Here is a 16,875-nt window from a genome sequence, read left to right as displayed (position 1 = left end):
AGGCTGGGCGCCCGGGTGGACCGGGCGGGACGCTGCTCCCGGGGTGTGGGAACGCCGGACGACGGCGCGCCGAGGTGGGGAGCCGCGGCGCCGCGACTGGTGGGTAACAAGGTAGTGGCACCCTGTGCCACTCGTAAAGACACCGGGTGTCACGAATTCCGGCGCGCTGGAACGGCCTGTGGCGGCATTCGGGCGGACATGTGAAGGGCCCGCGCCGACTGTTCGGCGCGGGCCCTCGATACTGCTCTGACCTGTGTAAACGCTGCTCTTAGGACTCCCGGGTGCCACTCAGTGCGGCCCGGATGCTGTCCACCACCACGTCCAGCGGAGCGTCCGTCCGGGCGACTGTGATGAGGACCTCACCTCCAGGGCTGGCACTCAGTGCGCTCTCGGCCAGGACATCCCCGGGCGCCCCACTGGCACCCGGTGCCACCAATGAGCCCCGGCGCCTGGCACCCGGCGCGCTGGAGGCCCAGAAGGTCCGCCGGATCACCTCGAAGGAGTGGTCCAGCTGCGCCTCCACGTCCCCGCGCCCGCCGGCCCGCAGCCAGCGCCGCAGCACGTGGTTGTGCGCCGCGACGACCGCCGCCGCCGACACCTCGGCCAGCATCGAGTCGTCCTCGCCGCCGCGCTGCCACCCCGAGGGGATGGACTCGCCGGTGTCGAAACGGCCCAGCAGGTACCGGGTGAACAGCCGCTCGTACCGGGCCACCACGGCGATCTCCCGCTCGCGCAGCGCCGGCACCTGACGGATCAGCTGGTACCGCGCGACCGACACCCCCGGCGTCGAGGCGTACATCCGCAGCACCTCCTTGATGCCGCGGCAGACCACGTCCAGCGGGTGCTCCTCCGGCTCGGCGCTGGCCAGCAGGTCGGCCACCCGGACGAGGGTGTCGTCGTGGTCGGGGAAGATCGCCTCCTCCTTCGACCGGAAGTACCGGAAGAAGGTCCGCCGGGCCACCCCGGCGGCGGCCGCGATCTGATCGACCGTGGTCTCCTCGTAGCCCTGCGAGGAGAACAGCTCCATCGCGGCGGTGGCCAGGTCCTGACGCATCTGCTGGCGCTGCGCCGCCGCCCGGCGGCTGCCCGGCCCGCCTTCCGGCCCGGTGCCCCCGGTCGAGGGGGCCGGCCGGTCGGCGCCGCGAGGTCCGGCGGAGTGCTGCGGGGTGGCTGACTGAACCCGATCCATGTCCGGAACGCTACACGGCCCCGACGGCACGGCTGCGGCCCTTCCCCGCAGGACCGGTGCGACCGGGCCGGTCACGGCCGGTCTGGGCCAGCGCGCGGACACCGCCCCAGGGCTCCAGCCCGGCCGGGCCTGGTCGGGAGATGTCCCGGGCGGCGCCGCCCCGCGCGCGGCGCCCCCGGCCGGTGGTGTGGTCACCGGCGCGCGTGGTCGCGGAAGCCGCGGCCGGTCTTGCGGCCCAGGCAGCCCGCCGCGACCAGGTGTTCCAGCAGCGGCGCGGCGGCCAGGCCCGGCTCGCGGAACTCCTGGTGCAGCACCTGCTCGATGGCCAGCGAGACGTCCAACCCGACCACGTCCAGCAGCTCGAACGGGCCCATCGGGTAGCCGCAGCCCAGCTTCATCGCGGTGTCGATGTCGTCCACCGTCGCGTAGTGCTCCTGGAGCATCCGCACCGCGTCGTTCAGGTAGGGGAAGAGCAGCGCGTTGACGATGAAGCCGGCCCGGTCGCCGCACTCCACCGGGTGCTTGCGGACCTTGGCGGTCAGCTCCAGCACGGTCGCGGTGACGTCCGGCGCGGTGAGCACGGTGGAGACCACCTCGACCAGCTTCATGGCCGGCGCCGGGTTGAAGAAGTGCATGCCGATCACGTCCTGCGGCCGCGAGGTCGCGGTCGCGCAGCTGATCACCGGCAGCGAGGAGGTGGTGGTGGCGAGCACCGCGCCCGGCCTGACGATCTTGTCCAGGGTGGCGAACAGCTCGCGCTTGACCGTCAGGTCCTCGGCCACCGCCTCGATCACCAGGTCCGCCTCGGCCAGTTCGGTGTACTGGCCGACCGGCGTGACCAGCGCGAGCGCGGCGTCCCGCTGCTCCGCGCTCAGCCGGCCCCGGTCGACCGAGCGGGCCAGCGACTTCGCCAGCTGCGCCTTGGCCCGGTCGGCCTTGTCCTGGCTGCGGGCGGCCAGCAGCACCGGGTGGCCGGCCTTGGCGAACACCTCGGCGATGCCGGTCGCCATGGTGCCCGAGCCGCAGACGCCGACCGTACGGACCTCCCGACCCGCCACCCCGGGCCTCGCCGGTCCGGTCGCCGCGTCCACGGCCCGGGACGAGCCGGGCGCCTCGTAGGTGTAGAAGCCGCGGCCGGACTTGCGGCCCAGCAGCCCGGCCGCGACCAGCTGGCCGAGGATCGGGGCGGGCGCGTGCAGGCGGTCCCGGGACTGCTCGTACATCGCCTCCAGGACGGTCCGCGCGGTGTCCACGCCGATCAGGTCGAGCAGCGCCAGCGGGCCCATCGGCAGGCCGCAGCCGAGCCGCATCGCGGCGTCGATGTCCTCCCGGGAGGCGTACTTGGACTCGTACATCGCGGCGGCCTGGTTCAGGTAGGCGAACAGCAGGCCGTTCACCACGAAGCCGGCCCGGTCGCCGGCCGCCACCGGCTCCTTGCCGAGGTCCCGGGCGAACGCGGCGGCGTCCTCGGCGGTCTGCGGCGAGGTCAGCACCGTGCGGACCACCTCGACCAGCTTCATGGTGTGCACCGGGTTGAAGAAGTGCAGGCCCAGCACCCGCTCCGGGCGGGCCGTCGCGGCGGCGATCCGGGTCACCGAGAGCGCGGTGGTGCCGGTGGCCAGCACCGTCGCCTCCGGGCAGATCCGGTCCAGCTCGGCGAAGAGCTCCCGCTTCAGCTCCAGCTGCTCGGGCACCTCCTCGATCACCAGGTCCGCCTCGGCGGCGGCCGACAGCTCGTGGCCGACCGAGATCAGCGCCAGCAGCGCGGTGCGCTCCCCGGCGGTGATCCGCTCCCGGTCGACCGCGTGCGCGGTCGCCTCCTCGATCCGGGCCAGCGCCCGGGCGGCCGAGTCCTCGGTGGCCTCGATGCCGATCACCCGGCGGCCGCTCCTGGCGACGGCCACCGCGACACCGGCACCCATCGTGCCGAGGCCGACGACGGCGACCGTGGAAAAGGGACGCTTCATCTGTCCTGACTCCTAGTCATGAGGGGCCCGCGCGTGCTCCGGCGGGCGGGCCGCCGCGCCCGCGGGTCCGTGCGGGGGCGGCCGTCGCCGGAGGAGGGTCCGCGCGCGGGGGTGGGGAGATGACGGGTTCCGGCACACCGGCGCGGCGGCCGGTCCGCTCCGGCCGAACTGCGGGTGTGCCGTGGTGCTCAGGCGCTCAGGGGTGACGAGGAAGCGGCTCTGATACGAGGAAGGGAACCCGGCCCGCCGCGGTTCGCGGCACCGGCCGGTGAAAGACGCACCGCGCGCCCGCCGCAGACACGGCGACCGCAGGCCCCCGCCGGTGCGGCTCCCGAAGCCCGGCGGTGATGCGTGCGGCCACTGTAGCGAAGCTACTCGCGAGTAGGAAGGGGGCGCGAGTGGAAACGTCGACGAGGGCGGGCCCGCCTGCGCCGACCCGAACGGGTGAACGGGTGGACGGGCGTCCGGCCGGACCACCCGATCGGGGTATTACCCGGCCCCGGCGGGCCGGGCAGCATGGACCGCATGACCCTCGGAACCGCCGCCGGCCCCACCGCGTCCCCCTCCGGCCCCACCGGGCAGGACGCCGGCCTCGACGGGCAGTCGGCCGCCGTCGCGCTGCCCCCGCGCGCCGTGCGGGTCGAACAGGCCGAGGCGGCCGCCGGCCGGCTGCGCACGGCCGCCGTCGAGGCGGTGGCCGTCACCTGGGTGGACAACGCGGGCATCACCCGGGTCAAGGCCGTCCCGCTGGGCGGCCTGGTGCACGCGGCGCAGTGGGGCGTCGGCGCCGCGCCCTGCTTCGACGCGATCCTCGCCGACGACGGCTTCGCCACCGGCCCGGGCGTCGGCGGCCCGATCGGGGATCTCAGGCTCTACCCCGACCTCACCCGGGTCGTCCCGCTGGCCGCCCAGCCCGGCTGGGCCTGGACCCCGGGCGACCGGTACACCCAGGACGGCTCCCCGCACCCCGGCTGCCAGCGGCTGTTCGCCCGCCGGATGGAGGCGGCGGCCGCCGAGCGCGGGCTGACCCTGAAGGCCGGCATCGAGGTCGAGTGGGTGGTCGCCCTGGCCGGCGGGCCGCAGGACGAGCCGCAGTACCCGACGCACGGCCCCGCCTACGGGATGCACCGGCTCACCGACCTCTCCGACTACCTGCGGGAGGTCCTGCGCGCCCTCGGCGAGCAGGGGCTGACCGTCCTGCAGATCCACCCCGAGTACTCCCCGGGCCAGTTCGAGGTCTCGGTGGCCCCCGAGGGCCCGGTCTGCGCCGCCGACACCTCCGTCCTGGTCCGGCACACCGTCCGGGCCGTCTCCGCCCGGCACGGCCTGCGGGTCTCCTTCGCCCCCGTGGTCGAGCCCGACACGGTCGGCAACGGCGGGCACCTGCACCTCAGCCTCTGGCGGGACGGCCGCAACCTCGGCCACGGCGGCTCCGGCCCGCACGGCCTGACCGCCGAGGCCGAGGGCTTCCTCGCCGGCGTGCTGGACGCGCTGCCCGAACTGCTGGTGCTGGGCTGCTCCAGCCCGGCCGGGTACCTGCGGCTGGTGCCCTCGCACTGGGCCGGCGCCTACCAGTGCTGGGGCCTGGAGAACCGCGAGGCCGCGCTGCGCCTGGTGACGGGCTCCACGGGGGAGCGGGCGGCCGCCGCGAACGCCGAGGTCAAGTGCTTCGACGCCAGCGCCAACCCGTACCTGGCGGTCGGTGCGGTGCTCGCCGCCGGCCTCGCCGGTCTCGACCAACACCGTTCGCTGCCGCCGGAGTTCACCGGCGACCCGGCCGCCGCCGAGCCCGGCACGGTGCCCCGGCTGCCGGCCGGCCCGGCGCAGGCGCTGGCCGCGTACGAGCGCTCGACGGTGCTGCGCGAGGCGCTCGGCGGGCCGCTGTACGAGGCGGTGCTGGCGGTGCGCCGGGCCGAGGACGAGCAGTACGCCGCCGCCACCCCCGAGCAACTGGTCGCCGCCACCCGCTGGCGCTACTGACCGACACCCCGGCCCGCGGGCGAGGCGCTCGAACCGACACCGCTCGGCACGCTCGTGTGCGCCGCCGACGGGTCCGGGCTGCCCGCACTGTATCCGATGGTTCGCCGACCAGCTCCGTCGGCGAACCATCACTTTTTAACACTCTTCACTCTGTTTCCACGGTTGAACTGTGGACTCCTGCCCTCCGCTGTTGGCCAAGATGTGACGATTAGATGACTACCTCTTGCGCATATCAGCGAATATTCATTAGCGTCCCGATCATTCCAGCGCACCTGCCACACCGCAGCTGCCGCATGACGACTCGGGAGGGCCAACCCCTATGAGAGTTCCTCGGATCAGCCGGACCCGGTTCGCGGCGGTGGGCCTCGTGCTCGCCACCGCCGGCGCCCTCGCGCTGCCGGCCGGCACCGCCGTCGCGGCCGCCCCCTCGGCGGGCTCGACGACCGGTCCGCTGCTCAGCTACGTCGTCAACACCAAGGCCAACCACGGTCAGGTGCAGAAGGTCGAGAAGGCGATCACCGCCCTGGGCGGCTCGGTGGTGTACTCGTACGAGCAGATCGGCGTCGTCATCGCCCGCTCGAACGACACCGCGTTCGCCGCGAAGCTGCGCCAGACCAAGGGCGTCGACTCCGTCGGTGCCAGCCGCACCAAGGGCATCACCGCCGCCGACCAGACGAAGGCCGACGTCGCGCCCGCGCCCGCCGCCGCCCCCGCGGACGGTCAGGAGCCGTACGAGGCCAACCAGTGGGACATGCGCCAGATCGGTGTCGACAAGGCGCACAAGCTCTCGCTCGGCAGCCGCAACGTCACCGTCGGTGTGCTGGACTCCGGCATCGACGCGACGCACGAGGACCTGGCGGCCAACGTGGACGCCTCGCAGTCGGTCTCCTGCATCGACGGCGGCAAGCCGAACACCGACTGGAAGTCCTGGCAGCCCACCACCAGCGACCACGGCACCCACGTGGCCGGCACGATCGGCGCCGCCAAGAACGGCAAGGGCGTCGTCGGCATCGCCCCGAACGTGAAGCTGGCCGCGGTCAAGGTCGTCGACGACGGCGGGTTCATCTACCCCGAGTACGCGATCTGCGGCTTCGTGTGGGCCGGTGAGCACGGCTTCAAGGTGACCAACAACAGCTACTACGTCGACCCGTGGATGTTCAACTGCCCGAACGACAAGGACCAGGCCGCGATCACCGCCGCCGTCCGCAAGGCGGTGTCGTTCTCGCAGCGCAAGGGCGTCCTCAACGTCGCCGCGGCGGGCAACGAGAACATCGACCTGGCGCACAAGACCACTGACGTCTCCAGCCCGGACGACACCACCCCCGGCACCCGCCCGGTCACCAACGACTGCCTGTCGCTGCCGACCGAGCTGCCCGGCGTCGTCGCCGTCTCCGCGGTCGGCGTCAAGGGCGAGAAGTCGTACTACTCCAGCTACGGCAAGGGCGTCGTGACCGTCGCCGCGCCGGGTGGCGACGCCCGCTACCAGATCCCGGACACCCCGGACAAGAACGGCCGGATCCTGTCCACCATCCCGGGCAACAAGTACGGCTACATGCAGGGCACCTCGATGGCCACCCCGCACGTCACCGGCGTGGTCGCCCTGCTCGCCAGCACCTTCCCGTGGGCCAGCCCGGACGAGCTGACCGAGCTGCTCACCAACCAGGCCGAGTCGCACCCGTGCCCGACCGGCGAGTACAACCCGGGCGGCACCGGGCAGTACAAGGCCACCTGCGAGGGCGGCGCGGACGACAACGGCTTCTACGGCGCCGGCATCATCAACGCCGAGAAGGCGGTCCAGTGGTGGCGCTGACGCGCTGACCACGGCGACACCTGAACACTGAGCCGGGGAGCGGGCCTTGGGGTCCGCTCCCCGGTCGTTTCCCGGGGTCGGGCCCGGCGCTCACTCGACGTGGCGGTCCCAGACCGTCTCCACCGAGGGCTTGCCGTGCAGGTCCGGGACCTCCTGGAGCCAGGCGGGCCGGCCTGCCCGCATCCGGGCCTCCCGGCGCCGTTCGGCCTCGCGCAGCTGCTCGGGGGTGGCGAAGCCGTCCGGGAGCCACTGCCCGGAGAGCACCACGCGGGCGGCCAGGTGGGTGACGTAGGCGTGCCGGACGGCGTCCACCGAGTCGAAGCCGGGCTCGTCCGCCAGCCACGCGTCCGGGACGAGCGCCAGCACCTCCTCCAGCAGGCCGACGGTGACCAGCGGTCCGAGCTCCTCGTCGGCCAGCCGGACGTCCGGGGCCGAGCCGCCGAGGGCGTGCGCGCTGAGGTCGTACCGCTTGCCGACCGCCGCCTCGGCGGTGGCCCAGCGGTGGTGGAAGATCAGCGCGGCGCCGTTGTCGATCAGCCAGAGCCGCCCGTGCCAGACCACCAGGTTGGGGTTGTGGACGGTGCGGTCGACGTTGCCGGTGAGCGCGTCCAGCCAGACCACCCGGCCGGCCTCGGCGGAGTCCACCGGGATCAGCCCGGGCCGGAAGTCCCGCGCGCCGGGCAGCAGGTCCATCCCGAGGTTGAGCCCGTCGCTGGCCTTCAGCATGTCCTGGATCTCGGCGTCCGGTTCGTCCGCGGCGACCGCCGGATCGAAGTCCACCAGCCGCAGTTCCGGGACGCGCAGGCCGAGCCGCCGGGCCAGCTCGCCGACGATCACCTCGGCGACCAGTGCCTTGCGGCCCTGCGCGGCGCCGGTGAACTTGACCACGTACGTTCCCAGGTCGTCGGTCTCCACCACGCCGGGGACGGAGCCACCGGAGCGCAGCGGGTCGACGTAGCGCACTGCTGTCACCAGATCGAGCACATCGGCCACCCTATCCCTCCGTTCCCTCCGCCCCGGCGGGCCGTCCGGCCGGCTGCGAGCCCCGGAGGGTTGTGGCTCCGGCGCTGTGATTGGCTTGCCGGTGAGACCGGAAGACCACCAGACGAGGAGAGCAAGGTCATGGGACAGGTGCAGGCCACCACCGAGCGGGACTACGACGCCGCCCCCGAGCGGGTCTACGAGGCGCTCGCCGACTACCAGGTGACCCGCCCGAAGCTGCTGCCCGCGCAGTACAGCGAGTACGAGGTCCGGGTCGGCGGCACCGGCGCCGGCACCCAGGTGCACTGGAAGCTGCAGGCCACCGAGAAGCGCGTGCGGGAGTGCCTGTTCACCGTCTCGGCGCCCAAGCCCGACCAGCTGGTGGAGAAGGACGCCAACTCCAGCATGGTGATCACCTGGACCGTCTCGGCGGCCGGTGAGGGCCGGTCGAAGGTCACCGTCTCGGCCACCTGGCAGGGCGCGAGCGGCATCGGCGGCTTCTTCGAGCGCACCTTCGCCCCGAAGGGCCTGAACCGGATCCACGACCAGGTGCTGGCGAACCTGGCCGCCGAGGTCCGCTGACCTCCTCCGGGATCCGTCGAGGCCCGCCGGGATCCGTGGAGATCCGGCGGGCCCCGCATTTCCCCCCGGTAATTCGCCCGGGAATTCGAGCGGCCCGTCCACCCATGCGAGCGGAAAGCCGTACGGGTGGACGGCCCGCCACCTCCGGGTGACGGGGGCCGCCCGGCGTGGGGGAGTCACCCTAGGCTCGCCGCCGTGCATATGACGATCCTTCACATTTCACAGTCGGTGGACGGCGGAGTCGCCCGCGTCGTCGTCGATCTGGTCCGGGGGCAGCGCGAGGCGGGCCACCGGGTGCTGGTGGCCTGTCCGCGCGGTGGCCGGCTGGCCGAGGAGGCCGCCGCCGTGGGCGCGCTGGTCCAGGACTGGCCCGCCGAGCGCTCGCCCGGCGCGGGCACCGTCACCGAGGCCTGGCGGCTGCGCCGGATCGTCCGGGCGGCCGCGCCCGACGTGGTCCACCTGCACAGCGCCAAGGCCGGGCTGGCCGGCCGGCTGGCTGTGCGCGGCGCGGTGCCGACCGTCTTCCAGCCGCACGCCTGGTCCTTCGCCGCCGTCGAGGGCCCGCTGGCCGCCGCCACCTTGCACTGGGAGCGCTTCGCCAGCCGCTGGGCGCACCGCCTGCTCTGCGTCAGCGTCCAGGAGCGGGCCGACGGCGTGGCCGCCGGGGTGAGCGCGGACTGGGCGGTGGTGCCCAACGGCGTGGACGTCCGCCACTACGCGCCCGCCGACCGCCGGGCCGCCCGGATCGCGCTGGGTCTGGACCTGCACGCCCCGCTCGCGGTCTGTGTGGGCCGACTGTGCCGGCAGAAGGGCCAGGACGTGCTGCTCGCGGCCTGGCCGGAGGTGCTGCGGACGGTGCCGCAGGCCCGGCTGGCGCTGATCGGCGGCGGGCCGGAGGAGCGGCGGGTGGCGGACCTGGTCCGGGAGTCGGCCGAGCCGTCCCGGGTCCGGCTGGTCGGGGACGTGCCGGACCCGCGCCCGTGGCTGGCGGCGGCCGATCTGGTGGTGCTGCCCTCCCGCTGGGAGGGCATGGCGCTGGCCCCGCTGGAGGCGATGGCGGCGGCCCGCCCGGTGCTGCTGACCGACGTGCCGGGCGCCCGGGAGTGCCTGCCCCAGGCCGAGCGGGGGCAGGCGGTCGTGCCGCCCGAGGACGCGGCCGCGCTCGCCACCCGAATGGCGGAAGCGCTGTCCGATCCGATCGAGTGCGAGCGGCGCGGTGCACGACTGCGTGATCACGTGGTCGCCCGGCATGACGTCCGCACGGTGGTCGAACAGGTGGACGCGCTGTACCGCCATCTGCTCGGCGCCGGACCGGCGGCCGGACGGCGCCGGGCCCGTGTCCCAGAGCGGATCTGATCGTTTCACATGCCGTGAATGCCCGCCGATCCGGCGCTGTCGTATTCGCACCCTCAACCGGATGAGGAAGAGGCGTAAAATCCGAAATACCTATTAATGGGCGGCTGGAATGAAATGGCAAGTCACCTTCCAGCCCGTGTGTCCCGGTTCTGTATTGTCGGATTTTGCCTGCTTCGTTTTCAATTCACACCGGAAATTCGCGGCCGAGCCCTTCGCGACCGGATCCTTCGCGACCGGATCCGTCGTGACCGAGTCCTTCGCGGCCGGGCCCTGCGCGAGAGAACCGAGAGCCGCCAGCGGCAGCAGGTGCTGTCAGGACCGCGCCCACCGGGCCGGGACGGCCGCTCCGCGCCAACCGGTGCCGGGGCACCGTCACCCCGGGCACACAGCAGGGGAGTTCGTGCGCTGATGACCATTGACCACGACAGCGTGCCGCGATCCGGTCGCCCCCTGTCCGGCCCGCGGCGGCCCGGCACCGGGCTGCTCGACCGACCGGCCGGATCCGCCCAGACCCGGGCGGTGCCAGCGCCCCGCCGGCCCCCCCGGGCGGTCCGCTCCCGAACCGCGCTGCCGCTCGCACTGGTCCAGGTCGACGCGATCGCGCTCTGCACCGCCACCGGCCTCGCCAACCGGGCCGTCGACCCGACCGTCCCGCTCACGCCGCTGCTCGGCGTCGCCGCCGTCCTGCCCGTGCTGCTCGCCCTCAACCTGACCGGCGGCCTCTACCGCACCCGGCTCACCCTGTCCGTCCTGGACGAACTGCCCGCGCTGGCCGTCCGGGCCGTGGTCGCCACCACCTTCGCCGTCACCCTGGCCGGCTGCCTGGAGGGCCGCTGGCCCGACTGCGGCCCGGCCACCCCGGCCCGGCTCACCATCCTGCTCGGCGTCCAGCTGCTGATCGCCGCCCTGGGCCGCGCCGTGCTGTACCACCTGGTCCGGCGGATCCGCCGCAGCCGCCCCAGCCCCGTCCTGGTGCTCGGCGCCGGCCGGCTCGGCCGCCGGGTCGCCGCCGCCCTCAGCGAGCGCGGCGAGTACGGGATGCGCCCGGTGGGCTTCCTCGACGCCGACCCGCCGCTGCTCGCCGGCGACACCGACCTGCCCGTCCTCGGCGGCCGCGAGGTGCTGGAGCGCGAGGTCCGCCGGCGCCGGATCCACCACGTGGTCGCCACCGCCGGCGCCGCCGACGAGGCCGAGACCGCCGCGGCCCTGCGCGACGCCGTCCGGCTCGGCTGCCAGGTCTGGCTGGTGCCCGCGCTGCGCGAGTACGGCTCGCTGCCCACCAGCCGGGTGACCGGCGGCGACCACCTGTGGGGCTTCCCCTGCCTGCGGGTCGGCCGCCCGGCGATGCGCCGCCCCGGCTGGGTCGCCAAGCGCGCCCTGGACGTCACCGCCGCCGGGCTCGGCCTGCTGCTGCTCGCCCCCGTCCTGGTGCTCTGCGCGCTGGCCGTCCGCTTCGACACCGGCCCCGGCGTGCTCTTTCGCCAGCAGCGCACCGGGCTGGACGGCCGGATCTTCACCGTCCTCAAGTTCCGCACCCTGCGCCCGAGCAACGAGCACGAGTCGGCGACCCGCTGGAACATCTCCCAGGACCACCGGATGGGCGCCGTCGGCCGGCTGCTGCGCCGCAGCTCGCTGGACGAGCTGCCGCAGCTGTGGAACATCCTGCGCGGCGACATGAGCCTGGTCGGCCCGCGCCCCGAACGCCCCTACTTCGTCATGCGGTTCGGCCAGGCCCACCCCGAGTACGCCGACCGCCACCGCGTCCCGGTGGGCCTCACCGGCCTCGCCCAGGTCAACGGCCTGCGCGGGGACACCTCGATCGAGGACCGGGCCCGGTTCGACAACCGCTACATCGAGAGCTGGAGCTTCTGGCAGGACGTCAAGATCCTGTGCCGCACCGCGGCCCTGATGCTCCACCCGGACGGGAGCTGACCCGCGTGGCCCTCACCCTCCCCGCCTTCCCGCGGCCGGCCTTACGGAAGGCGGGTGCGGTCCTGGCCGACCGGACCAGCCTGCTCGCCGCCGCGACCGTCCTGCTGGTCTGCGTGCCCACCGGCGAGAAGGACGTCACCGCCGCCGTCCACGTCACCGCCGCCGACGTGGCCTCGCTGGCCCTGGTCGCCGTCACCGCGCTCAACCTGCTGCGCGGGCGGCTGCCCGCCGTCAGCCGCGCCACCTGCGTGCTGTTCGGCGGGATCGTGGTCGCGGCCGCCGTCGCCACCGTCGGCTCGATCGACCCGGCCACCAGTCTGACCGGCTTCGTCCGGCTCACCCAGGTCTTCGTCCTGGTGCCGGCCGGGGTGCTCTGCTCGCTGCGCGACCGCGTCGACCAGCGGCTGGTCCTCGGCTCCTTCGTGCTCGCCGCACTGATCCAGGGCCTGGTCGGTGCGAACCAGTACCTCACCCGGACCGGCGCCTCCTACGCCGGCCAGCCGATCCGGGCCGTCGGCACCTTCGGCGCCCTCGACATCATGGCGATGTCCACGGTCGTCAGCTACGGGCTGCTCGCCGCCCTGGCCCTGGCCCTGGCCGAGCGCCGCCCCGGCGGCGACGCCCGGCTGCGTCGCGCGATGTTCGCCTCCGCCGCCTTCCTGGCCTTCCCGCTGGCCGTCTCGTTCAGCCGCGGCAGCTGGATCGCCACCGGCGCCGCCGCCACCGTGCTGCTGCTGCGCGCCGACGCCCGGCTCGCCGTCCGCGGCGCCGTCCTCGGCCTGGCCGCCGCGGTCGTCCTGGTCGGCGGCCTCGGCCTCGGCGCCTCCGGTGTCACCGAGCGGTTCAGCTCGATCGGCTCCGTCTCCGCCGCCCCCGACCAGTCCGTCTCCGACCGCTACGACCTGTGGGCCACCGCCGGGCGGATCTGGCAGGACCACCCCGTCCACGGCGCGGGCCCCAAGGCCTTCCAGCAACTGCGCGACAGCCACGCCCCGTTGCGGCTCTCCTCCGGCAGCGACGCCGCCGACTCCACCATCGGCTTCCAGCGCGAACCGCTGCTCTCCCCGCACAACATGTACTTCCTGGTGCTCAGCGAGCAGGGACTGATCGGCATCGTCGCCTACGCCGCGCTCTTCCTCGGCCTGCTGCTCGGCTGCCTGCGCCACTCCCGGGGTTCGGCCCTGGCCGCGCTGGCCCTGCTCACCTGGGTGCTGATCGACTTCCTGTACGCGGACATCGGCGGCACCACCACCGTGCTGACCTCCGTCGTCCTCGGCCTCGCCGCCCGGGCCTGCGTTGCGGAGGCCGACCCGCGATGACCACCGACCAGCCGGCCCTCGCCTCCGCGGTGCCCGCCCCGCGCAGCGCCCCCGCCGGCGACGCCGGACCCGGGCCCGGCCCGGCCCCCCGGCGCGGCTTCCTCGCCAAGGCCTTCGGCATCACCGCCGTCCTCAGCGCCGCCGGCTCGGGCCTGGGCCTGCTGCGCGACCTGCTGCTGGCCCGCTACTTCGGCGCCAACCAGGGCACCGACGCCTTCCTGGTCGCCTGGACCGTACCGGAGACGGCCGCGCCGCTGCTGATCGAGGACGCCATGTCCTTCCTCATGGTGCCCGCCTTCGCCCTCGCCCTGGTGCTGCGGGAGGAGCACCCGGACGCCCCCGACCCGGTCCGCCAGCTGGTCCGCGCCACCCTGCCCTGGCTGTTGCTCGCGCTCAGCGGGCTCGCGCTGGCCGTCGCCCTGGGTGCCCCGGAGCTGGTCGACCTGCTCGCCCCCGGCCTGGCCGACCCCGGCCTCGCCGTCGCCTGCACCCGGATCACCGCGATCACCGTGCTGCCGTTCGGCGTGGCCGGCTACCTCGCCGCCGCGCTGCGCGCCCACCACTGCTTCACCGCGCCGGCCGGCATCTACGTCGCCTACAACCTCGGCATCCTCGCCGTGCTGCTCGGCTGCCAGTCCTTCCTGGGCGTGCGCTCCGCCGCCCTCGGCGTCGCGCTCGGCAGCCTGCTGATGGCCGGTCTGCTGGTCGGCCCGTTCCTGCGCCGGCTGCGCCGGGGCGCGACCGCGGGCCGGGCCCGGCGCTCCCGCAAGGCCCTGGTGCTGATGCCGCTCGCGCTGCTGCCGGTAGCCGCGTTCACCCTGACCCGCCAGTCGCAGGTCTTCGTCGAGCGCTACCTCGGCTCGGCGCTGCCGCCCGGCACCATCTCGCACCTCAACTACGCCGCCAAGGTCTCCCAACTGGCCATGACGGCGGGCATCCTGATCTGCACCGTCACCTTCCCGCTGGTCGCCCGGGCGCTGGCGGCCGGGGACCTCACCGCCGCCCGGGACCGGGTCGAGAAGGACCTCGGCCAGGCCGCGGCGGTCGTCCTGTTCGGCACCGCCTTCCTGATGGCCTGCGCCCCCTCGGTGGTCTCGCTGCTGTTCCAGCGCGGCGCCTTCGGCCCGCAGGACACCGCCGCCACCGCCGCCGTCATCCGGGTCTACAGCTTCGGCCTGCCCGCCCAGGCCCTGGTCGGCGTGATAGTCCGTCCGTACTTCTCGCTGCGCCCGGTGGTCCGCCGGGCCGACGACCCGGGCCCCGAGGACGGCGGCCGCCGACTGCTGGACTGGTACCCGGTCGCCGCGATGCTGCTCGGACTCGGCGTCACCGTCACGGTCGGCCTGCTCACCACCCCCCGCTTCGGCGCCCTCGGGCTCGCCGCCGGGAACGCGGCCGGCATCACCGCCGCCGCCGCGCTGCTGCTGCACGGCCTGCTGCTGCGCGGCATCCCGCTGCGGCTGCGCCGGGTGCTCGGCGGACACGGTCGGCTGGCGGCCGCCGCCGCCGGGGCCACCGTCCTCGGCGCCGCCGCCGCCGGGCTGGCCGCCGACCCCCTGCTCTCGACCCTGCTCGGGGGCCTCACCGTTGCGCTGGCCTTCGCCGCCCTCGGCACCGGTCTCGGTGCGCGTGAGGTGCGCGGTCCGGTCCTCGCCGCGGCCCGGGCCCTGAACCCGCCAACCGTCGCCGATGAAGGGAAGCTTCCCCATGGACAATGAACGGGGAACCGTCCGTTCGACCCAGGCGGGGGTCCGCCGCCAGGCCGTGCCGGTCGCCGCCGCACCACGCGGCGACATCCCGCTCGCCGACCCCGTTGGGCCGAAGGCGCGATTGCCCAGGAGCCGTCACCCGGTCGGCGAACCGCCCGGCCCCGGCGCCTCCTCGCCGTGGATCCTGATGTACCACTCGGTGGCGGTCGAGAAGGAGGACCCGTACCGGCTGACCGTCAGCCCCGAGCGGTTCGCCGAGCAGATCGCCTGGCTGCACCGGCGCGGTCGGCGCGGCGTCTCCGTCCGCGAGCTGATGCGGGCCCGCACCGCCGGCCGGGACGACAAACTGGTCGGCCTGACCTTCGACGACGGCTACGCGGACTTCGCCCGGTACGCCGTACCGATCCTGCAGGCGTACGGCTTCACCGCCACCGCATACGTGGTCGCCGACCTGCTCGGCCGGGACAACGACTGGGACGCCAAGGGGCCGCGCAAGCAGCTGCTCACCGTCCAGGAGGTCGCCGAACTCGCCGCCGCCGGTTGGGAGATCGGCTCGCACGGCCTCGGCCACCAGGCGCTGCCGGGCCTGCCGATCGACGTCCTGACGGTGCAGACCCGGGAGAGCCGGCGCCTCCTGGAGGACGTGGTCGGCGGCCCGGTCACCGGCTTCTGCTACCCGTACGGCGCCGTCGACCTGCCCGCCACCCAGGCCGTCCGCGACGCCGGCTACGACTACGCCTGTGCGATCGGGCACTCCCCGCTCACCGGCCTCTTCGCGCTGCCCCGCTGCTACGTCGGCGACCGCGACGGCGCCTGGCGGCTGCGCGCCAAGCGCGGCCGGCACCGGCTCCGCGACACCGTCACCGAGCTGCGCCGAAGCCGCCCGGTGTTCCGGCGGGGGAACCGGCCATGAGGGTCCTGCACATCGTCACCGGTCTCGCCTCGGGTGGTGCCGAGCGTCAACTCCACCTGCTGCTGCGGCACTTGCCCGCGCACCAGCAGTGCGAGGTGGTCGCGCTGACCAACCCCGGCACGGTCACCGCCGCGTTGCGCGCCGACGGGGTGACCGTCCACCACCTCGGCATGCGCGGCAACCGGGACCTGGGCGCGCTGCCACGGCTGGTCCGGCTGGTCCGCTCCGGCCGCTACGACCTGGTGCACACCCACCTGTACCGGGCGCAGCTGTACGGCCGGCTGGCGGCCCGGCTCGCCGGGGTGCGCGCGGTGGTCTCCACCGAGCACTCGCTGCACGCCGGGGCGATCGAGGGCCGCCCGGTCACCCGCGGCGTCAAGGGCCTCTACCTGGCGGCCGAGCGGCTCGGCAGCACGACCGTCGCGGTCTCCCGCCAGGTCGCCCAGACCCTGTACTCCTGGGGCGTCCCGCCGAGCCGGGTCGAGCTGATCCCCAACGGCATCGACACCGCGCGCTACCGCCGCCCGGCCGCCGACCGGGCGGCCGCCCGCCGTCGGCTGCGGGCCGAACTCGGCCTGCCGGAAGGGAGTTGGGTGGTCGGCGGGGTCGGTCGGCTGGTTCCCGGCAAGCGCTTCGAGGTGTTGCTGGAGGCCCTCGCCGAACTCGACCCGGCCACCCGGCTGGTGCTGGTCGGCACGGGCCCGGAGCGCGCCGCGCTGGAGCACCGGGCCGCCGAACTCGGCGTCCGGGAAAGGCTGGTGCTCACCGGCGAGCGCGACGACGTGCCCGACCTGCTGACGGCCCTGGACGTGCTGGCCTCCCCCTCCACCGAGGAGACCTTCGGCCTCGGCGTCCTGGAGGGCCTCGCAGCCGGTCTGCCGGTGCGGCACAGCGCCTGCCCGGCGCTCGACGAACTGCCGCCCAGCGCCGCCCCGCAGGCCCGCCGGATCCCGTCCGAGGCCGCCGCGTACGTCGCCGCGCTGCGCGACCTGCGGCACCTGAACGACCACAGCGCCGACCCGCTGCCGCACCCCCCGGCGGTCGGCCACTACGACATCGCCCGGGTCGCCGCCGACCTGGGCGCCCTCTACGACCGGCTGGCCCGCGCTTGACCGGCCGCCGCCGCCGCCGGATCCG

General features: G+C 74.5%; 12 protein-coding genes. 9 read left to right on the top strand and 3 right to left on the bottom strand.

Translation table 11 applies throughout. The annotated features are described in order from the left end of the window. Positions 1-268: 268 nt before the first annotated feature. Both ACIOJE_RS23570 and ACIOJE_RS23565 read right to left on the bottom strand, forming a co-directional pair. Positions 269-1,189, bottom strand: a complete 921-nt coding sequence (locus tag ACIOJE_RS23570; protein WP_280678209.1) for a TetR family transcriptional regulator — start codon at positions 1,187-1,189, stop codon at positions 269-271. Between the two features lie 191 nt (positions 1,190-1,380). Next, a complete protein-coding gene (locus tag ACIOJE_RS23565) occupies positions 1,381-3,156 on the bottom strand; it encodes a 3-hydroxyacyl-CoA dehydrogenase family protein (protein ID WP_400778544.1) in 1,776 nt (591 codons plus the stop codon). Positions 3,157-3,681: 525 nt separating this feature from the next. Here ACIOJE_RS23565 and ACIOJE_RS23560 point away from each other — a divergent pair. Together ACIOJE_RS23560 and ACIOJE_RS23555 are read left to right on the top strand one after the other, a co-directional pair. Continuing rightward, a complete protein-coding gene (locus tag ACIOJE_RS23560) occupies positions 3,682-5,136 on the top strand; it encodes a glutamine synthetase (RefSeq protein WP_400778542.1) in 1,455 nt (484 codons plus the stop codon). Between the two features lie 319 nt (positions 5,137-5,455). After that, entirely contained in the window at positions 5,456-6,946 is a 1,491-nt protein-coding gene (locus ACIOJE_RS23555) for a S8 family serine peptidase (protein WP_280678215.1), read from the top strand. A 90-nt stretch (positions 6,947-7,036) separates the two neighbouring features. Here ACIOJE_RS23555 and ACIOJE_RS23550 read toward each other — a convergent pair whose 3' ends face one another. Continuing rightward, positions 7,037-7,930, bottom strand: coding sequence for a HipA family kinase (locus ACIOJE_RS23550; RefSeq protein WP_280678342.1), 894 nt, complete (start codon positions 7,928-7,930; stop codon positions 7,037-7,039). 138 nt (positions 7,931-8,068) lie between these two features. Here ACIOJE_RS23550 and ACIOJE_RS23545 point away from each other — a divergent pair, with 138 nt between their 5' ends. The 7 genes from ACIOJE_RS23545 to ACIOJE_RS23515 all read left to right on the top strand — a co-directional run bounded on the left by ACIOJE_RS23545 (position 8,069) and on the right by ACIOJE_RS23515 (position 16,850). Beyond that, positions 8,069-8,509 (top strand): SRPBCC family protein, encoded by a 441-nt coding sequence (locus ACIOJE_RS23545; protein ID WP_400778540.1) that lies wholly within the window; start codon positions 8,069-8,071, stop codon positions 8,507-8,509. Between the two features lie 201 nt (positions 8,510-8,710). Beyond that, positions 8,711-9,865 (top strand): glycosyltransferase, encoded by a 1,155-nt coding sequence (locus tag ACIOJE_RS23540; RefSeq protein ID WP_400778537.1) that lies wholly within the window; start codon positions 8,711-8,713, stop codon positions 9,863-9,865. Positions 9,866-10,273: 408 nt separating this feature from the next. Next, positions 10,274-11,797 carry a sugar transferase gene (locus ACIOJE_RS23535; protein WP_400778534.1) on the top strand — a complete coding sequence of 508 codons (1,524 nt, stop codon included), beginning with the start codon at positions 10,274-10,276 and terminating at the stop codon, positions 11,795-11,797. A gap of 5 nt (positions 11,798-11,802) precedes the next feature. After that, complete coding sequence (locus ACIOJE_RS23530) at positions 11,803-13,116, top strand: O-antigen ligase family protein (protein ID WP_400778531.1); 1,314 nt, start codon at positions 11,803-11,805, stop codon at positions 13,114-13,116. Then, complete coding sequence (locus ACIOJE_RS23525) at positions 13,113-14,834, top strand: lipid II flippase MurJ (protein ID WP_400778528.1); 1,722 nt, start codon at positions 13,113-13,115, stop codon at positions 14,832-14,834. Before ACIOJE_RS23530 ends, ACIOJE_RS23525 begins: the two co-directional genes overlap by 4 nt. Continuing rightward, positions 14,824-15,738: a polysaccharide deacetylase family protein gene (locus tag ACIOJE_RS23520; RefSeq protein ID WP_400778525.1), complete on the top strand. Its 915-nt coding sequence runs from the start codon at positions 14,824-14,826 to the stop codon at positions 15,736-15,738. Before ACIOJE_RS23525 ends, ACIOJE_RS23520 begins: the two co-directional genes overlap by 11 nt. Beyond that, entirely contained in the window at positions 15,735-16,850 is a 1,116-nt protein-coding gene (locus ACIOJE_RS23515; RefSeq protein ID WP_400778522.1) for a glycosyltransferase, read from the top strand. The genes ACIOJE_RS23520 and ACIOJE_RS23515 overlap by 4 nt, the downstream gene beginning before the upstream one ends. Positions 16,851-16,875: the final 25 nt, after the last annotated feature.

Source organism: Kitasatospora sp. NPDC087861, assembly GCF_044742585.1.
GTDB lineage: Bacteria > Actinomycetota > Actinomycetes > Streptomycetales > Streptomycetaceae > Kitasatospora.
The sequence above is the reverse complement of the archived record's forward strand: the minus strand, read 5'-3'. Positions and strand labels throughout refer to the sequence as shown.

Excerpts from the sequence above, each read along its gene's own strand:
- ACIOJE_RS23570 (WP_280678209.1), bottom strand. The coding sequence starts at position 1,189 with ATGGATCGGGTTCAGTCAGCCACCCCGCAGCACTCCGCCGGACCTCGC.
- ACIOJE_RS23565 (WP_400778544.1), bottom strand. The coding sequence starts at position 3,156 with ATGAAGCGTCCCTTTTCCACGGTCGCCGTCGTCGGCCTCGGCACGATG.
- ACIOJE_RS23560 (WP_400778542.1), top strand. The coding sequence starts at position 3,682 with ATGACCCTCGGAACCGCCGCCGGCCCCACCGCGTCCCCCTCCGGCCCC.
- ACIOJE_RS23555 (WP_280678215.1), top strand. The coding sequence starts at position 5,456 with ATGAGAGTTCCTCGGATCAGCCGGACCCGGTTCGCGGCGGTGGGCCTC.
- ACIOJE_RS23545 (WP_400778540.1), top strand. The coding sequence starts at position 8,069 with ATGGGACAGGTGCAGGCCACCACCGAGCGGGACTACGACGCCGCCCCC.
- ACIOJE_RS23540 (WP_400778537.1), top strand. The coding sequence starts at position 8,711 with ATGACGATCCTTCACATTTCACAGTCGGTGGACGGCGGAGTCGCCCGC.
- ACIOJE_RS23535 (WP_400778534.1), top strand. The coding sequence starts at position 10,274 with ATGACCATTGACCACGACAGCGTGCCGCGATCCGGTCGCCCCCTGTCC.
- ACIOJE_RS23525 (WP_400778528.1), top strand. The coding sequence starts at position 13,113 with ATGACCACCGACCAGCCGGCCCTCGCCTCCGCGGTGCCCGCCCCGCGC.
- ACIOJE_RS23520 (WP_400778525.1), top strand. The coding sequence starts at position 14,824 with ATGGACAATGAACGGGGAACCGTCCGTTCGACCCAGGCGGGGGTCCGC.
- ACIOJE_RS23515 (WP_400778522.1), top strand. The coding sequence starts at position 15,735 with ATGAGGGTCCTGCACATCGTCACCGGTCTCGCCTCGGGTGGTGCCGAG.